Consider the following 17,159-nt stretch of genomic DNA (forward strand, 5'->3'; position numbering starts at 1 on the left):
CCTTGCTCACGGATCTCGCTTGGCTGCTCGTCGCCCTGCCGCTCCTCGGCGCGGCGCTGCTGCTGCTCGGTGGCCGCCTCACCGACTCCTTCGGCCCGCTGCTCGCCACGGCCCTGTCCTGGGGCTCCTTCCTCGTCGGCGCGGCGATCTTCGTCGCGATGCTCGGCACGGACGCTTCCGAGCGCTCCGGTCGGGTCGAGCTGTGGGACTGGGTGCCCGCCGGCAGCATCGACGTGACGGCCGGCCTGCTCGTCGACCCCCTGTCGCTGGCCTTCGTCCTGCTCATCACCTTCGTCGGGTCGCTCATCCACGTGTACTCGCTCGGGTACATGGAGCACGACCCCGACAAGCGGCGCTTCTTCGCCTACCTCAACCTCTTCGTCGCGTCGATGCTCGTCCTCGTGCTCGCCGACTCCTACCTGCTGCTCTTCGTCGGGTGGGAGGGCGTCGGCCTCGCGTCCTGGCTGCTCATCGGCTTCTGGAACCACAACCCGGCCTACGCCACGGCGGCCAACAAGGCCTTCATCGTCAACCGGGTCGGTGACGTCGGCCTGCTCCTCGCGATGTCGGTCATGCTCGCCACCTTCGGCACGCTGGACTTCGCGGCCGTCGACGGTGCGGTGGGTGGTGCTGGAGAGGGCACGCTGACGGCCATCGGCCTGCTGCTGCTCCTCGCCGCCTGCGGCAAGTCGGCGCAGTTCCCGCTGCAGTCCTGGCTCGGTGACGCCATGGCCGGCCCGACCCCGGTCTCGGCGCTCATCCACGCCGCGACGATGGTCACCGCCGGCGTCTACCTCGTCGTGCGGAGCCACACGATCTTCGACGCGGCGCCCAACGCGCAGCTCGCGGTCGTCATCGTCGGTGCGATCACCCTCGTCTACGGGGCGATCGTCGGATGCGCCAAGGACGACATGAAGAAGGCGCTGGCCGCCTCGACGATGAGCCAGATCGGCTACATGATGCTCGCCGCCGGCCTCGGGCCGGTCGGCTACGCCTTCGCGATCTTCCACCTGATCACCCACGGCTTCTTCAAGGCCGGCATGTTCCTCGGAGCCGGCTCGGTGATGCACGGGATGAACGACCAGGTCGACATGCGCCGCTTCGGTGGGCTCTCGACCCTCATGAAGATCACCTGGGTGACCTTCGGCCTGGGCTGGCTCGCGATCCTCGGCGTTCCCCCCTTCTCCGGCTTCTGGAGCAAGGACAAGATCATCGAGGCCGCCTTCGTCGGCGAGGGCTGGCGTCCGTGGGTCTTCGGACTCGCCGCGCTCATCGGCGCCGGCATCACCGCGTTCTACATGTCGCGCCTGTTCTTCATGACCTTCCACGGCAAGCGCCGGTGGACCGACGACGTGCACCCGCACGAGTCGCCCCTGACGATGACCGTCCCGATGATGGTGCTGGCCGTCGGCTCCGCCGTCCTCGGCCTCGTGCTGGCCACGGTCGCCCCGATCACCACCTGGCTCGAGCCGGTGCTCGGCCACGTCGAGCACCACGAGCCCGTCCTGCCGATCCCCGTGCTCATGGGCGGCACCCTCGTCGTCGTCGCCATCGGTGCCGTCTGGGCCTGGCTGGTCTACGGGCGTGGCGACGTGCCCGAGGTGGCGCCCGAGGGCTCCGTCCTCACGCAGGCCGCCCGGCGCGACCTCTACCAGGACGAGCTCAACTCGACCCTGCTGCACTGGCCCGGCATGGCCCTCACCCGGGGCCTGGTCTCCGTCGACGGTGAGGGGATCGACGGCGGCGGCGTCGGCGGACTCTCCCGCTCGATCGAGTGGAGCTCCTCCTGGCTGCGGCGTGCGCAGAACGGCTTCGCTCGCACCTACGCCCTGACGATGCTCTCCGGCGTCGTCGTCTTCCTCGCTGCCCTGTGGGTGATCAACTGATGGACAACATGCCCTGGCTCACCCTGCTCATGGTCGTGCCGCTCCTCGGCTCGATCGCCGTGGCGGCCCTCCCTTCGCGCAGCTCCGCGCTCGCCCGGCCGATCGCGCTCGGCGTCGCCCTGCTCACCCTCGTCATCGGCGTCGTCGCCACGGCGACCAGCTTCACCCGGGGCAGCAGTGAGCAGTTCCAGATGGTCGAGCAGCACGAGTGGATCCCGCAGCTCGGCGTCAGCTACGCGCTCGGCGTCGACGGCATCGCGCTCGCGCTCATCCTCATGGCGCTCGTGCTCATGCCGATCTGTCTGCTGGCCGCGTGGGACGACGTCCCCGAGGGCGGCGCGCGGCACAAGGGCTACTTCGCCCTCCTGCTGCTGCTTCTGCCGTTCATGGTCGGCGTGTTCGCCGCGACCGACGTCTTCCTCTTCTACGTCTTCTTCGAGGCCATGCTCATCCCGGTGTACTTCCTCATCGGGATGTACGGCGGTGAGCGCCGCCAGGCCGCCGCGGTGAAGTTCCTCCTCTTCAGCCTCGCGGGCGGGCTCATCATGCTCGTGGGCGTCATCGCCCTGTACCTGCAGGGCCCCGGCGGCTCCGACGGATTCCTCCTCGAGAACCTCACCGGCCTCGAGATCGGTGGCACCACCGAGCGCTGGCTCTTCCTGGCCTTCTTCATCGCCTTCGCGGTCAAGGCCCCGATGTGGCCGGTGCACACGTGGCTGCCCGATGCCGCGACCGCGGCCCGTCCGGCCGTGGCGACACTGCTCGTCGGCGTGCTCGACAAGGTCGGCACCTTCGGCATGATCCGCTTCTGCCTGCAGCTCTTCCCCGAGGCGAGCCAGTGGGCGACCCCGGTGGTCATCACCCTCGCGGTCATCTCGGTCCTCTACGGCGCGATCCTCGCGATCGGTCAGCGCGACATGATGCGCCTGATCGCCTTCACCTCGATCAGCCACTTCGGCTTCATCGTCATGGGGATCTTCGCCTTCACGTCCGTCTCGCAGGCCGGCAGCAACCTCTACATGGTCAACCACGGCTTCGCGACCGCCGCGCTCTTCCTCATCGCGGGCATGCTCGTCGCCCGCCGCGGCAGCAAGCGCATCGACGACTACGGCGGCTGGCAGCGGACGACCCCGGTGCTCGCGGGCAGCTTCCTCGTCGCCGGCCTGGCGGCGCTGTCCCTGCCCGGTCTGTCGACCTTCGTCTCGGAGTTCCTCGTCATCGCCGGCACGTGGTCGCGCTACCCGGTCGCCACGGCGCTGGCCGTCTGGGGCGTCGTCCTCGCGGCCATCTACGTCCTGCTGATGTACAAGCGGATCTTCACCGGTTCGCCGCCCGTCATCGGGACGGCCGAGGCGCAGGACGCGGCTTCGTCCGACGCGGATCTGCCCTACATCCGCAACGACATCGACGAGGGGCGCCGCCCCCTTCGCCTCGCGGCCGCGGTACCCGACCTCGGCCTGCGCGAAAAGGCCGTCGTGGCCCCGATCATCGCCGTGCTCATCGTGCTGGGCTTCTTCCCCGGGCCCGTCCTGGAGACGCTCAACCCCGCCGTCGAGCGCACGCTGCAGATCGTCGGGATCTCCGACACGACCCCGTCCGTGCCTGCCGACGCCGGCTCGACCTCCGGGAGTGACCACTGATGCCCCCCACCGTCCCCGCGGCCTTCGAGGCCGTCGAGATCAGCTACTGGGCGCTCTCGCCGATGATCGTGCTCCTCGTCGGGGCCTTCGTCGGGGTGCTCGTCGAGGCCTTCGCCCCGCGCGGGTCGAAGCACCTCGCGCAGGTCGGCGTCTCCGTCGTCACCATCCTCCTCGCCCTCGGCGCGCTGCTCTTCATGATCGGCGACGAGGCCGGGGTCACCGTCGGCGGCACGGTCGCCGTCGACGGGCCGACGCGCTTCATGCAGGGCGCGCTGCTCGTCCTCGGTCTGCTCGGTCTGCTCGTCATGGCCGACCGGCTCGGCGGCGACACGGCGGATGCGTTCACGCCGATGGGCGCGGCCGCACCCGGCTCGGACCTCGAGGCCCAGGCCGCGCGCAAGGGGTGGTCGACGACCGAGGTCTTCCCGCTGGCGCTCTTCGCCCTCGCGGGCATGCTGCTCTTCCCGGCGTCCAACGACCTGTTGACGATGTTCGTCGCGCTGGAGCTGCTGTCGCTGCCGCTCTACCTCATGTCGGGTCTGGCGCGCCGTCGTCGCCTGCTGTCGCAGGAGGCCGCGCTCAAGTACTTCCTGCTCGGCGCCTTCTCATCCGGCTTCTTCCTCTTCGGCGCGGCGCTGCTCTACGGCTACGCCGGCTCGATCGGGCTGCCGGAGATCGCCGCTGCGGCGAGCACCTCGACGGGCGAGTTCGAGGGGCTGCTGCTCCCCGGCGTCGTCATGGTGATCGTCGGCCTGCTCTTCAAGGTCGGCGCCGTGCCCTTCCACTCCTGGACCCCCGACGTCTACCAGGGCGCGCCGACCCCGGTCACCGGCTTCATGGCCGCGTGCACCAAGGCGGCCGCCTTCGGTGCGCTGCTGCGCCTGCTGTACGTCGGTCTGGAGACCACGCGGTGGGAGTGGCGGATGGGCGTCGTCGTCATCGCCGCGCTGACCATGGTCGTCGGCTCCGTGCTCTCGGTGACCCAGACCGACATCAAGCGCCTGCTCGCCTACAGCTCGATCGCGCACGCCGGGTTCATCATCGTCGCGCTCGTCAGCTTCGACCGCAGTGCCGTCGAGGGCGTCCTCTTCTACGTCGTCGCCTACGGCATCTCGACGATCGCCGCCTTCGCCATCGTCAACCTCGTGCGCGAGCGCGACGCGGAGGCGACGCACCTGTCGCAGTGGGCCGGTCTGGGGCGTAGGCACCCGTGGATCTCCACGGCCTTCGCGCTGCTCATGCTCGCCTTCGCGGGCATCCCGCTGACCTCCGGCTTCACCGCCAAGGTCGCGGCCTTCATGCCCGCGATCGAGCACGGTGGGCTCTCCGGCGTCGTCCTCGTCGTCATCGGTGTGCTCATGTCGGCGATCACCGCCTTCGTCTACATCCGCCTCATCGTGCTGATGTTCTTCACCGAGCCGAGCGGTGACGTGACCGCCGCCTCGCCCGCCACGCTGTCCCTGGCCGTCATCGTCGTCGGCGTCATCGTTACGATCGCCCTCGGTGTCTTCCCGGGCCCGCTGCTCGAGCTCGCCGAGCAGTCCAGCATCTTCATCACGAGGTGACCACGTGACCAGCTCCACCCCGCCGGTGCTCGCCCTGCCCGAGGCGAGCACCGACCTGACCGCGCGCCTGACCGCCGGCCTGCAGCAGGTGGAGGAGCTCATCGTCGAGCGCACCCGCAACGAGGACGGTTTCATCACCGAGGCCAACCTCCACCTGGCCAAGGCGGGGGGCAAGCGGTTCCGGCCGATGCTCACCATGCTCGTGGCCGAGCTCGGCGAGGGCATCAACGACGACGTGGTCGCGGCCGCCGCCGGGGTCGAGCTGACCCACCTCGCGAGCCTGTACCACGACGACGTCATGGACGAGGCGGACCTGCGCCGCGGTGCTCCGAGCGCCAACGCGCTGTACGGCAACTCGACGGCGATCCTCGTCGGCGACCTGCTCTTCGGTACCGCGTCGGACATCATCGCCGACCTGGGTGCCGACGCCGTGAAGATCCAGGCGCAGACCTTCATCCGGCTCTGCTCGGGTCAGATCCGCGACGACCGGCCGTGCCCCGAGGGCCAGGACCCCAGGGAGTACTACCGCGGGGTGCTCGCCGACAAGACCGGCGTGCTCGTCGCCACGGCAGCCCGCTACGGCGCGATGTACGGCGGCTGCAGCCCCGAGGTCGTGCAGATGGCCACGGAGTACGGCGAGCGCCTCGGTGTCGCCTTCCAGCTCGCCGACGACCTCATCGACATCTCGAGCGAGTCGGGTGAGACGGGCAAGACGCCCGGCACCGACCTGCGCGAGGGCAAGCGCACCCTGCCCGTGCTCAACGCGCTCGCTTCCACCGACCCGGCGGACGCCGAGCTGCAGGAGCTGCTGCGCTCGGAGCTCAAGGAGCCGGAGCGGGTCGAGCGGGCACTGGAGCTGCTGCGGCCCCACTCCGCCATGGCGGCTGCCCGTGAGGAGACCCTCGCCGTCGGCCGCGAGGCGGTCGAGGCTCTCTCCTCGCTGCCCGACAGCGACGCCAAGACGGCGCTCGTCGCCCTCATGGAGGGTGTCGTCCACCGGGTGGGTTGACCCGCTCCCTTCGCTCCTCGCTGGGCCCCCTGCTCCCTGCTGCCCGGGACTGCCCCGAGTCGGACCCGACGCCCCACGATCCCGTGGTGACTCACGGGTACGACGACATGCACACCCGCGTCGATGGCCCTGCTCCCCAAGATCTCGGCGGAGTCCACGGCACGAAGTCCCCAACGTGTCGTCGTGCCCGCGAGTCACGTGATGCGGCCAGGGCGCGGTGGCCAGGGCGTCAGACGGGCTCGACGGGCTCCAGTGACTCGCACTCGTCGGGTGCCGGTCGGCGGCGGCGGGCGGCCCGCACCGAGTCGACCGTCAGGCAGGCCAACGCCACCCAGACGATGCCGAAGCCGACCCATCTCGCCGGCTCGAGGTGCTCGTCGAGGAGGGTCACGCTGACGATGAGCTGGAGCACCGGGGTGATGAACTGGATCAGCCCGATCGTCACGAGCGGGATGCGTCGGGCGGCCTCGGCGAAGAGGATCAGAGGGACGGCGGTGACGACGCCGGCCGAGACGAGCAGGAGCGGGTGCCACGGGGCGTCGGTGGTGAAGGTCGAGTCGCCCTGCGCGGTCAGCCACCACACGAGACCCACGGCCGGGGGCAGGATGAAGACGGTCTCCGCCGAGAGTGAGTGCAGCGCGGGGAGACTGGCGCCGAGCCGCTTCTTGGTCAGGCCGTACCCGCCGAAGGAGCCCGCGAGCACGAGGGAGATCCACGGCAGTCCACCGCCGGCGACGGTCAGGTAGAGCGCAGCGACCGCGCCGATGCCCACCGCGATCCATTGCAGCCGCCGCAGGCGTTCCCCGAGCACCAGGACGCCGAGCGCCACGGTGACGATCGGGTTGAGGAAGTACCCGAGCGCGGCCTCGTTGGTTCGCGCGGTGCCGACGGCGTAGACGTAGACGAACCAGTTGATCGCGATGAGGTAGGCGGCGATGCCGACGCCCAGCGCCAACCGTCCGCGCAGCTGCTTGGCGAGCAGGACCAGCTCGGAGCGCACGAGGAGGACGATGACGCACAGCAGGAAGGTCCAGATGATCCGGTGGGCGAGGATCTCCTCGGCGCCGGCCGGCCGCAGCGCGTGGAAGTAGAGGGGGAACAGTCCCCAGATGCCGTAGGCGAGCCACGCGGCGATGACACCGCGAACGTCGCGATCGCGAATCACGAGGACGAGGCTACTCCGGGCCGGTCAGCGCCCCGCGGCAGGGGCGGACGGCGCGCAGGCGCCCGGGGAGATGCGCGTGGGGGCGCGCAGGCGCCCGGGCAGATGCGCCGTCTTGATGTAGGGAGTCTGCACTTCCATAGGGCAATGCAGAGTCCGGGCGAGGAGCGCAGAGTCCGCGCGAGGAAGGCAGAGGCGGACGACGAAGGGGGGTCAGCCGGGGAGTTCGGCGACCGCGACGAAGTTGGCCTTGCGGTGGCCGTCGGTGCGGAACCCCAGCTCGTCGTCACAGGTGATCAGGACGACCCGGCGGGTGTCGTCGTTGTCGCCCCAGACCTCCTTGCTGGTCGTCAGCTCGTCCTTGTCGACGATGCGCGTGCTCGTCACCTCGAAGCGCAGCTTCTCTCCGCCGGGGTAGTCGAGGACGACTCCGTCCCCCTTCGACAGCTGCTCGAGGGCGGCGAAGGCGTCGGCCCGGCCGTTGGCGATGACGTGGCCGGCGACGACGGTCGTGCCGACGGCACCCGGTCGCGCCCGGTCGTACCCGGTGAACCAGATGACCTGGCCTGCGGCGGGGTTGACCTTGCCACCGCGCAGCCCCTGGGGCTCGATCTGGGTCGTCAGGCCGACCGCGGGGATGCGCATCCGCGTGGCGGGAGCCGTGGCATCGGCCGCGGCCATGCCCGCCTTCGCCTGGGCCGAGGACTGAGGTTCGTCACCGGCGGGCGTGACCGTGACCTGCGGGTCCGGTGACTGGTCCGGATCACCCGACACGGTCGAGGTGTCGGAGGGCGTGGAGGTGCTCGAGGACGAGGACGTCGTGGACGCAGCGTCCGACGTGGTCGTGGAGCCGTCCGACGCAGCAGAGGTGCTCGTGCCGGTGTCCGCGCCGTCGCCACTGCAGCCGGCGAGCGCGAGGGCGAGCGCGACGGAAGCGGCGAGGAGGCCGGGGCGGACGCGGTGGGAGCGCTGCATGGGGTTCACCCTGTCATGTCAGGAGCGGGCCGCCCGCGAGATCGCAGACGGCCCGCTCCGGGGAGGTGCCGAGGTCAGCCGCGGGCGGCCTTGCTCTTCGCGGCGCCCTTGCCCTTGTCAGCGCCCTTGCCCTTGCCCTCGGGCCAGACCATGACGACCGCGGGGCGGGGCTGGGTGTTGCCCTGGTACGGGAAGGTGCTCTTGACGTTGGTGGTGCTCGCACCGTCGTCCTCACCCGGGTGCTGGACGGCCGCGAAGACCACGCGGTCGTCCCACTCGATGAGCGGGCCGCAGCACTCGGCGAAGGCCGGGACCGAGAGGAACTGCTGCAGGTGACCCTTGTGCTCACCCTCGAGCGGCATGAGGTACATGCCGTCGCAGTGGCCCAGGGCGTTGCCGTCCGTGGCGACCCACAGGTTGCCGTCACCGTCGAAGGCGACGTTGTCGGGGCAGGAGATCGGGCTGACCTGCGACTTGTCGTACCCGTTGAAGTAGGTCTCCGGGTCGGACGGGTCGCCGCAGATGAGCACGAGCTTCCAGTCGAAGTCGGCGGCCGTGTGGTCGCCACCGCGCGGGGTGAGCTCGAGGACCTGACCGTGCTTGTTGTTGGCGCGCGGGTTGGCCTCGTCCACCTGGGCGGGGGTCCGCTTGGAGTTGTTGGTCAGCGCGGCGTAGACACGGCCGTTGACCGGGTTGACCTCGACGTCCTCGGGGCGGTCCATCTTGGTCGGGGAGACCGCGTCGGCCGCCAGGCGCGTGTAGACGAGGACCTCCTCGACGGTGAACCCGGGGACCTCGGAGCGGCCGTCGACGACGAGCGGCCGCCACTGGCCGTCACCGTCGTGGAGGCCGTCGGCGGAGCCGTTGCCATTGAACTTGGCGACGTAGAGGTCACCCTCCTCGAGGAGGGTGTGGTTGTGCGCCGCGTCGCTGCTGGACCAGGTCCCCTTGGAGACGAACTTGTACATGTAGTCGAAGCGCTCGTCGTCCCCCATGTAGACGACGACCCGGCCGTCGGCGTTGATCGTGACGTTGGCACCCTCGTGCTTGAAGCGACCGAGCGCCGTCAGCTTGCGGGGGGCACCCTGCGGGTCGAAGGGGTCGACCTCCACGATCCAGCCGTGCCGGTTCGCCTCGTTGGGCTCCTGGGTCAGGTCGAAGCGCGTGTCGAGACGGTCCCAGTTGTGCTGGGCCTGGTTGCCGCTCGCGAGGCCGTAGCGGGCGGCGGCCTCACCGGCGCGGTCCTCGGTCGGGGCGGCCGGCTGGGTGAAGTAGAAGTTGAAGTTCTCCTCGCCCGAGAGGACCGTGCCCCATGGGGTGCTGCCACCGGCGCAGTTGCCGAAGGTGCCCAGGGGCGTCGTGCCGGCCGGGTCGGCGGAGGTCTTGACGAGGTCGTGGCCGCGCACCGGGCCGACGAACTCGAAGGGGGTCTCCGCGGTGATGCGGCGGTTGAGCGGGGCGGCCTTGGTGTAGGTCCACTTGCTGTTGGGGTTCTTGCGGGTCATCTCGACGACCGTCATGCCGTGGGCGTTGAGGGTGATGCCGACCTGGTCGTCGGTCAGCGAGGCGGCGTCCGTGTACCCGTGGAACATCAGCTCGTTGTTGGTGTACTCGTTGTTGACGACGAGCACGGCCGCGTTGGCGCTGCCGTTGCGCAGGACGCCGACGTAGTCGCAGTTGTAGCCCATCTGGCCGGCCTGGGCGGCGGCGGTCTGGTTGTCGAAGTCGAAAGCGGGAGCGCCGGCGAGGACCGGGTCGCCCCAGGCGATGATCGGCGTCCACTGGAAGCCCTCGGGCACGACGAACTCGTCGGTGCCGGCGGCGACCGGGGCGATCGGGGTGAAGCCGAAGGGGGCCTTCTTGCCCGAGGCGGCAGCGGCGGCCGGCTCGGCGAGCGCGGCACCGGCGACCGTCGTCACGCCGGCCAGGGCGGCAGCGGCGCCACCGGCCTTGAGGACCGAGCGGCGCGACGCGGCCACGACGTCACCGAAGTACTCGTTGTCGGTCGTGTTGGGGATCGGCTGGCTGCAGGCGTCGCCGCACTTCCAGATGCAGGTGGCGGCGGAGCGGCCGCCGTCACGGTGGCCGGCCGCCAAGGGCAGCAGGGTGCGGTCGTTGCGGGGTGGCGTCATGGTGCTTCTTCCTCCGAGGTGCCTGACGGCAGGCGGATGCTGCAAGGGACAGGCCGAACCTAGGGAGGCGAGGGTCACACAGGGCGGCATTCAGATGTCGAGGAGGTGACGCACAACCAAATCTCCCATGTAGTGACCTCTGAGTAACATTGGATGCATGGCGCAAGCGCAGATGTGGGACCGGGCGACGGCGGGACGGGACGCCCCCTTCGCCGTCGTCGACCTCGACGAGTACGACGCCAACGCCGCCGACCTCGTGCGGCGGGCGGCCGATCCGGGTTGCGAGCAAGTCGATCCGGGTGCGTCACCTGCTCGAGCGCGCGCTGGCGACCGACGGCTTCACGGGCGTGATGTCCTACTCGCTGCGTGAGGCGCTGTGGTTGGTCGGGGAGGGGATGGGGGACGTCTTCGTCGCCTACCCGACGACCGACCGCGAGGCGCTCGCAGCGCTCGCCGGGGACGAGCGTGCGCTGCGGGAGGTGGCCATCGCGGTCGACTCGGTCGAGCACGTCGAGGCGTTGCAGCGCTGGCTGCCGAAGGGAGCGCCGGTGCGGGTCGTCGTCGACGTCGACGCCTCCCTGCGCCTCGGCCCCGTCCACCTCGGGGTGCGCCGCAGCCCGACCCGCTCGCCGCGTGCCGCGGCGAAGGTCGCGCGCGCCGCGCAGTCCGCCGGCCTGGCGGTCGTCGGCCTGATGTTCTACGACGCCCAGATCGCCGGCCTGCCCGACAGCTCGCCCGCCGTCCACCTCGTCAAAGCCCGCAGCGATGCCTCGCTGCGCCGCCGCCGCGGGGCCGTGCGCTCGGCCGTCGAGGACGTCGTCGGGCGGCTGGAGATCGTCAACGGCGGCGGTACCGGCTCGCTGCACGTCACCCGCGAGGACCCCGCCCTCACCGAGCTGGCCGCCGGGTCCGGGCTCATCGGACCGACCCTCTTCGACGGCTACGACGACTTCTCGCCGCGCCCGGCCGTGGCCTTCGCGCTGCCGGTCGTGCGGCGCCCGGCCAAGGACGTCGTCACGTGCTTCTCCGGGGGGTACATCGCCTCCGGGCCGGCCGGTGACTCGCGGGTGCCCTCCGTGCACCACCCGGAGGGGCTCGACCTCATCGGCACCGAGGGCGCGGGTGAGGTGCAGACACCGTTGCGCGGCAAGGCTGCTCGCGACCTCGACATCGGTGACCGGGTGTGGTTCCGCCATGCCAAGGCGGGCGAGCTCGCCGAGCGCTTCGACGAGTACGTCGTGATCCGTGGGGGAGAGGTCGTCGACGTCGTGCCGACCTACCGCGGCGAGGGCAAGAACTTCGGCTGACCCACCGCGGTCCCATCACCATCGAGGAGCACACATGGCTTGGTCCAACTGGGCGGGCAATGTCGCCGACCGGGCGACGCTGCGCTGTCCCCGCACCCCGCAGGAGGTCGCCGAGGAGGTGCGCTCCGCGGCGGACGAAGGGCGGCGCGTCCGCCCCGTCGGCAGTGGCCACTCGTTCACGCCGATCGCGCAGGCGGACGACCTGCGCCTGGACCTGCGACACCTGAGCGGGATCGTCTCGGCCGACCGCGCGACGGGGCGCGTCCGGGTGCTGGCGGGGACCCCCCTTCGCGTCCTCAACCAGGCGCTCGACCTGCTCGGGCTGGCCATGCCCAACCTCGGCGACATCGACGCCCAGACGATCGCCGGCGCGACCTCGACCGGGACGCACGGCACGGGCGCGACCCTGCCGGGGCTCGCGGGGGCCATCGCCGGGCTGCGCCTGGTCACCCCCGACGGCAGCGCCCGGTGGGTCGACGCGAGCGAGCCCGACCTCTTCGCCGCCGCCCGGGTCGGTCTCGGGGCGTTGGGCATCATCACCGAGATCGAGCTCGCCTGCCTGCCGGCCTACCGGCTCCGCGCGGTCGAGCGCCCCGACGCCCTCGACGCCGTGCTGCCGCGCATCCAGGAGCACTTCGACGCACACCGGCACTTCGAGATGTACTGGTTCCCCGGGACGCGGCGGGTGCAGACCAAGGCCAACGACCTCGTCGCCGACGACGTGCAGGAGCCGCTCGCCGAGTGGCGCCGGCGGTTGGACGACGAGTTCCTCTCCAACACCTTCTTCGGTGCGGCCCAGCGGGTGATCACGCGGGTGCCGCGCACGGTGCTGCCCTTCAACGAGGTGGCCGCACGGGCGCTGAGTGCACGGACGTACACCGCGCCCTCCCACGAGGTCTTCGTGACGCCCCGGAGCGTGCGCTTCGTCGAGTCGGAGTACGCGGTACCGCGCGAGGCGGTCGCGGACGTGCTGACCGACCTGGCCGCGTGGGTCGAGCGCCGCCGCGAGCCGATCTCCTTCCCCGTGGAGGTTCGCGTGGCCGCCCCGGACGACATGTGGCTGTCCACGGGGTACGGGCGCGCCAATGCCTACGTCGCGGTGCACCAGTTCACCCGGGGTGACCACCGGGCGTACTTCGCGGCCTTCGAGGAGATCGTCGCCGCGCACGCCGGCCGCCCGCACTGGGGCAAGATGCACGCGCTCGGTGCGGCGGAGCTGTCCGTGCTCTACCCGCGGCACGGTGACTTCGTCGCCCTGCGCGACCGGCTGGACCCCGACCGGGTCCTCACCAATGCCTACCTCGACCGGGTGCTGGGGGCCTGACCCGCAGGACCCGGACATGGGTCGAGGTGCCAGCGGACGGTCCGCGGGTACCTCGACTCGGTGGACGGAGGGCGAAGGGGGGATCAGCCCTCGACGGTCCAGGTGTCCTTGCCATAGAGCAGGGTCTGGAGGTCGTCGTCGGTGGCCGGGCCTCCGGCGAGCTCGACGGCGGACTCGACCTGCGCGCGGGTCTGGTCGTCGTAGGTCGGCCGGTCGACGGCGCGGAAGATGCCCATGGGCACGTGCGTCATCGACTCGGAGTCCAGGCGGCTGATGGAGAAGGCCTGGCTGGGGTCGGTCAGGGTGACGTCGTGGACGACGACGTGGTCGGCCAGGCCCTGCGCGGAGACCTCGCCCTCGGGCACGAAGCGGACCGAGCCCCCTTCGCCGCGGACGAGGAGCTCGCGCTCGCCGTCCTCGCCGATGGCCACGGGCTCGCCGTCGACGAGGTGGACCAGGCGTGCCTTCTGCTGCTCGACGTCCTTGATGAGCTCGAAGGCGCCGTCGTTGAAGATCGGGCAGTTCTGGTAGATCTCGACCACGGAGGTGCCGCGGTGGGCGGCGGCGGCCTTGAGCACCGAGGTCAGGTGCTTGCGGTCGGAGTCCATGGTGCGCGCGACGAAGGTGCCCTCGGCGCCCAGGGCCAGCGAGATCGGGTTGAAGGGGGCGTCGACGCTGCCCATCGGGGAGGACTTGGTGACCAGTCCGGGCTGGGAGGTCGGGCTGTACTGGCCCTTGGTCAGGCCGTAGATGCGGTTGTTGAAGAGCAGGATCGTCATGTTGACGTTGCGGCGCATCGCGTGGATGAGGTGGTTGCCGCCGATGGACAGGGCGTCGCCGTCGCCGGTGACGACCCACACCGACAGGTCCGGTCGGCTCGTGGCCAGGCCGGTCGCGATCGCCGGGGCGCGCCCGTGGATCGAGTGCATCCCGTAGGTGTCGAGGTAGTACGGGAAGCGTGAGGAGCAGCCGATCCCGGAGATGAAGGTGATGTTCTCCTTGCGCAGGCCGAGCTCGGGCAGGAAGCCCTGCACGGCGGCGAGGATGGCGTAGTCACCGCAGCCGGGGCACCAGCGCACCTCCTGGTCGGAGGCGAAGTCCTTGCGGGTCTGCTTGTCGCCGTCGGGCAGCGTCGGGACGCCGGCGGTGCCGGAGGCGACGGTGGGGATGCCGAGATCGATGCTCATGCCTGGACCTCCTGGAGGGCAGCGTCGATGACCTCGGCGAGGTCGGCCACCTTGAAGGGCAGGCCGCGGACCGAGGTGTGGGAGCGGACGTCGACGAGGTACTTCGCGCGCAGCAGCATGGCGAGCTGGCCGAGGTTCATCTCGGGGACGATGACGCGGTCGTAGCCGCGCAGGACCTCGCCGGTGTTGGCGGGGAAGGGGTTGAGGTGGCGCAGGTGCGCGTGCGCGACGGACTTGCCGGCGGCGCGCAGGCGGCGCACGGCCGCGAGGTTGGGGCCGTAGGTCGAGCCCCACCCCAGGACGAGGACCTTGGCGTCGCCGCTCGGGTCGTCGACCTGCAGGTCACCGATGGCGTCGGCGACCTTGTCGACCTTGGCCTGGCGGGTGCGCACCATCAGGTCGTGGTTGTCGGGGTCGTAGGAGATGTTGCCGGTGACCGAGTCCTTCTCGATGCCGCCGATGCGGTGCTCGAGGCCGGGCGTGCCGGGCACGGCCCACGGGCGGGCGAGGGTCTCCTCGTCGCGCACGTAGGGGTGGAAGGTCGGGTTGCCCTTGGCGTCGGTGGCATTGGGCTCGGTGGCCAGCTGCGCGGGGAAGCTCGGCAGGTCCTCGACCGAGGGCACCTGCCACGGCTCGGAGCCGTTGGCCAGGTAGCCGTCGGAGAGCAGGAAGACCGGGGTGCGGTGCACCGTGGCGATGCGCACGGCCTCCAGCGCCGCGTCGAAGCAGTCGGCGGAGGTCTGCGGCGCGACGATCGGCACCGGCGACTCGCCGTTGCGGCCGAACATCGCCTGCAGCAGGTCGGACTGCTCGGTCTTGGTCGGCAGACCCGTGCTCGGGCCGCCGCGCTGGACGTCGACGATGACCAGGGGCAGCTCGAGGCTCACGGCCAGGCCGATCGTCTCGGACTTCAGCGCCACACCGGGGCCGGAGGTCGTCGTCACGCCGACCGCACCACCGAAGCTCGCGCCGAGCGCGACGCCGATCCCGGCGATCTCGTCCTCGGCCTGCACCGTCGTCACGCCGTGGCGCTTGTAGTTGGACAGCGCGTGCAGGATGTCGCTGGCCGGGGTGATCGGGTACGAGCCGAGCACCAGCGGCCGGCCGGCGCGGTGGGCTCCGGCGACCAGCCCCAGGGCCAGCGCGGCGTTGCCGGTGATGTTGCGGTAGGTGCCCGGGGGAGTCGGGGCAGCGGCGACGGTGAAGGGGACGGCGAAGTCCTCGGTGGTCTCGCCGTAGTTCCAGCCCGCGCGCAGCGCGGCGAGGTTGGCGGCGAGGATGTCCGGCTTGGCGCCGAACTTCGACGCCAGGAACTCCTCGGTCGAGGTCGTCGGGCGCGAGTACATCCACGACAGCAGGCCGAGGGCGAACATGTTCTTCGCCCGCTCCTTCTCCTTGCGGGTCAGGGAGTCGAACTCGGCGAGCGCCTCGACGGTGATCGAGGTCAGCGGCAGGGCGTGCACGTGCCACGACTCGAGGGTGTCGTCCTCGAGCGGGCTGGTGGCCCAGCCGACCTTCTTGAGGTTGCGGGTGGAGAACTCGTCGGTGTTGACGATGATCGTCGCGCCGCGGGGCACGTCGGCGAGGTTGGCCTTCAGGGCCGCGGGGTTCATCGCGACCAGGACATCGGGCGCGTCGCCCGGGGTGAGGATGTCCCAGCTGGCGAAGTGCAGCTGGAAGGAGCTGACACCCGGGATCGTGCCCTGGGGAGCGCGGATCTCGGCCGGGAAGTTCGGCAGCGTCGAGAGGTCATTGCCCAGGGCCGCGCTGTCGGCGGTGAACCGGTCTCCCGTCAGCTGCATGCCGTCGCCGGAGTCACCGGCGAACCGGATGATGACGCGGTCCTTGGCCTGGGTCGTCGCAGTGCTGCTCATGGTGGGTGGTCGTGCCCCTTGCCAGTCGGTCGTGTCGCGGGAGCTCCCGGGACGTCCTTCCATGGTAAGGCTGACCTCCGCGGACTTTTTAGTTGGTCACGTTATGAGATGGATAACGTCGCGTTATGAATGACGAAGGGGGGCGACCCGCGCCTGGTCGTCGGCGAGGGTCAGCGACAGGACGTCGCCGGGCGCCAGCCCCACCAGCCGCGGCAGCAGCAGCTCGACGACAGTGGAGGGCTGGTGGTGCATCGGCTTGGTCTCCGGGTGCGGGAGGTAGACGAGCCCGGCGACCTCCTCGTCGTCGCGGGCGACGGTGCACTCGACGAAGGAGAAGGTCTCCGGCGGGTGGACCTGCGTCCACTCCACGTCGGTGAAGGTCCACCGCGGCCGTCCGAGGACGAGCCGCAACGGGGCGAGGTCGAGGTTGACCGTCGCCATGACGAAGGGGGACAGGTCGAGCCCCAGGGCCGCGAAGTGCGGCGCCTGGAGCTCGATCGTCCCGGCGGCGAAGGGGGAGTCGGCTGCTCGGCCGGACGCGACGCCGTGGCCGGCGACGACCACTCCTGTGGCCTGGTGCGTCATCTGGTCTGGTGCGTCATCGCACCATCGTGGGCGTGAGCGGCGGGGTCCACCACTCGCCGTTGTTGGCCTTGACCGCACCGATGACGTGGATGACGGTCGCGACGACGATGACGAGCGGGTAGGCGAGGAAGCCGATGAGCACGATCATCAGCACGCTCGAGACGATGAGCAGGATCGCGGTGATGATCTGCACGTTGAGGCTGTTGGCCGCGTGGGCACGCACGAAGGGGCCCCGGTCGCGGTACATCAGGTAGATGACGAGGGAGCCGACGAAACCGAGCGTGCCGGCGCTCAGCGGCAGCAGGACGGCGGGCACGAGGTGCGCGACCATGCCGAGGTTGCGCTCCTCGGTCGGGGAGAGCGGTTGCGGCGCGTACTGCGGTGGCAGCGGTGCGGACGTCGGCTGCTGCGTCGGCGGGGCCTGGTGCGGCTGCGGCTCGTGCGGGGGGAGCTGTGGGTGCTCGCTCATGGGAACCTCCTGGGGTCTCGTCCACGACTCTGCCCTGTCCGGGC

13 protein-coding genes are annotated in these 17,159 nt (G+C 70.7%); 6 read left to right on the plus strand and 7 right to left on the minus strand.

From position 1 onward, the window contains the following. The first annotated feature begins 2 nt into the window (after positions 1-2). Genes nuoL through JAN01S_RS03765 form a run of 4 tightly spaced genes read left to right on the plus strand, consistent with a single transcriptional unit; the run spans position 3 to position 6,100 of the window. Positions 3-1,886, plus strand: coding sequence for an NADH-quinone oxidoreductase subunit L (gene nuoL / locus JAN01S_RS03750; protein ID WP_068313898.1), 1,884 nt, complete (start codon positions 3-5; stop codon positions 1,884-1,886). Continuing rightward, positions 1,886-3,526 (plus strand): NADH-quinone oxidoreductase subunit M, encoded by a 1,641-nt coding sequence (locus JAN01S_RS03755; RefSeq protein ID WP_068313901.1) that lies wholly within the window; start codon positions 1,886-1,888, stop codon positions 3,524-3,526. Before nuoL ends, JAN01S_RS03755 begins: the two co-directional genes overlap by 1 nt. Next, positions 3,526-5,091, plus strand: coding sequence for an NADH-quinone oxidoreductase subunit NuoN (gene nuoN, locus JAN01S_RS03760; protein ID WP_068313904.1), 1,566 nt, complete (start codon positions 3,526-3,528; stop codon positions 5,089-5,091). The genes JAN01S_RS03755 and nuoN overlap by 1 nt, the downstream gene beginning before the upstream one ends. A 4-nt stretch (positions 5,092-5,095) precedes the next feature. Continuing rightward, on the plus strand, positions 5,096-6,100 hold the full coding sequence (locus tag JAN01S_RS03765; protein WP_068313907.1) for a polyprenyl synthetase family protein: 1,005 nt from the start codon (positions 5,096-5,098) through the stop codon (positions 6,098-6,100). Between the two features lie 229 nt (positions 6,101-6,329). On the opposite strand, the gene rarD is transcribed toward JAN01S_RS03765, so the two are convergent. The 3 genes from rarD to JAN01S_RS03780 all read right to left on the minus strand — a co-directional run bounded on the left by rarD (position 6,330) and on the right by JAN01S_RS03780 (position 10,369). Then, positions 6,330-7,265, minus strand: coding sequence for an EamA family transporter RarD (gene rarD / locus JAN01S_RS03770; protein ID WP_084360009.1), 936 nt, complete (start codon positions 7,263-7,265; stop codon positions 6,330-6,332). A gap of 210 nt (positions 7,266-7,475) precedes the next feature. Next, complete coding sequence (locus JAN01S_RS16810; RefSeq protein WP_157075582.1) at positions 7,476-8,237, minus strand: class F sortase; 762 nt, start codon at positions 8,235-8,237, stop codon at positions 7,476-7,478. 74 nt (positions 8,238-8,311) lie between these two features. Next, a complete protein-coding gene (locus tag JAN01S_RS03780) occupies positions 8,312-10,369 on the minus strand; it encodes a PhoX family protein (RefSeq protein WP_068313913.1) in 2,058 nt (685 codons plus the stop codon). Positions 10,370-10,668: 299 nt separating this feature from the next. On the opposite strand from JAN01S_RS03780, the gene JAN01S_RS03785 reads away from it, so the two are divergent. Then, complete coding sequence (locus JAN01S_RS03785) at positions 10,669-11,676, plus strand: type III PLP-dependent enzyme domain-containing protein (protein WP_306305637.1); 1,008 nt, start codon at positions 10,669-10,671, stop codon at positions 11,674-11,676. A 34-nt stretch (positions 11,677-11,710) separates the two neighbouring features. After that, complete coding sequence (locus JAN01S_RS03790; RefSeq protein WP_068313916.1) at positions 11,711-13,000, plus strand: D-arabinono-1,4-lactone oxidase; 1,290 nt, start codon at positions 11,711-11,713, stop codon at positions 12,998-13,000. Positions 13,001-13,083: 83 nt separating this feature from the next. On the opposite strand, the gene JAN01S_RS03795 is transcribed toward JAN01S_RS03790, so the two are convergent. From JAN01S_RS03795 to JAN01S_RS03810, 4 genes are all read right to left on the minus strand, one after another. Then, the gene (locus JAN01S_RS03795; protein WP_068313919.1) at positions 13,084-14,187 is read right to left on the minus strand and encodes a 2-oxoacid:ferredoxin oxidoreductase subunit beta; all 1,104 of its coding nucleotides are present in this window, start codon (positions 14,185-14,187) and stop codon (positions 13,084-13,086) included. After that, on the minus strand, positions 14,184-16,061 hold the full coding sequence (locus JAN01S_RS03800; RefSeq protein WP_068313922.1) for a 2-oxoacid:acceptor oxidoreductase subunit alpha: 1,878 nt from the start codon (positions 16,059-16,061) through the stop codon (positions 14,184-14,186). Before JAN01S_RS03800 ends, JAN01S_RS03795 begins: the two co-directional genes overlap by 4 nt. Positions 16,062-16,184: 123 nt before the next feature. Then, complete coding sequence (locus JAN01S_RS03805; protein ID WP_068313924.1) at positions 16,185-16,646, minus strand: hypothetical protein; 462 nt, start codon at positions 16,644-16,646, stop codon at positions 16,185-16,187. A gap of 13 nt (positions 16,647-16,659) precedes the next feature. After that, a complete protein-coding gene (locus JAN01S_RS03810; RefSeq protein ID WP_084360013.1) occupies positions 16,660-17,115 on the minus strand; it encodes a DUF4870 domain-containing protein in 456 nt (151 codons plus the stop codon). Positions 17,116-17,159: the final 44 nt, after the last annotated feature.

It is taken from the genome of Janibacter anophelis NBRC 107843, from assembly GCF_001570945.1.
Classification (GTDB): Bacteria; Actinomycetota; Actinomycetes; order Actinomycetales; family Dermatophilaceae; genus Janibacter; species Janibacter anophelis.

Bases quoted from the DNA above. Each gene is read 5' to 3' on its own strand.
- JAN01S_RS03755 (WP_068313901.1), top strand. From the start codon at position 1,886: ATGGACAACATGCCCTGGCTCACCCTGCTCATGGTCGTGCCGCTCCTC.
- nuoN (WP_068313904.1), top strand. From the start codon at position 3,526: ATGCCCCCCACCGTCCCCGCGGCCTTCGAGGCCGTCGAGATCAGCTAC.
- JAN01S_RS16810 (WP_157075582.1), bottom strand. From the start codon at position 8,237: ATGCAGCGCTCCCACCGCGTCCGCCCCGGCCTCCTCGCCGCTTCCGTC.
- JAN01S_RS03780 (WP_068313913.1), bottom strand. From the start codon at position 10,369: ATGACGCCACCCCGCAACGACCGCACCCTGCTGCCCTTGGCGGCCGGC.
- JAN01S_RS03790 (WP_068313916.1), top strand. From the start codon at position 11,711: ATGGCTTGGTCCAACTGGGCGGGCAATGTCGCCGACCGGGCGACGCTG.
- JAN01S_RS03795 (WP_068313919.1), bottom strand. From the start codon at position 14,187: ATGAGCATCGATCTCGGCATCCCCACCGTCGCCTCCGGCACCGCCGGC.
- JAN01S_RS03800 (WP_068313922.1), bottom strand. From the start codon at position 16,061: ATGAGCAGCACTGCGACGACCCAGGCCAAGGACCGCGTCATCATCCGG.
- JAN01S_RS03805 (WP_068313924.1), bottom strand. From the start codon at position 16,646: ATGACGCACCAGGCCACAGGAGTGGTCGTCGCCGGCCACGGCGTCGCG.
- JAN01S_RS03810 (WP_084360013.1), bottom strand. From the start codon at position 17,115: ATGAGCGAGCACCCACAGCTCCCCCCGCACGAGCCGCAGCCGCACCAG.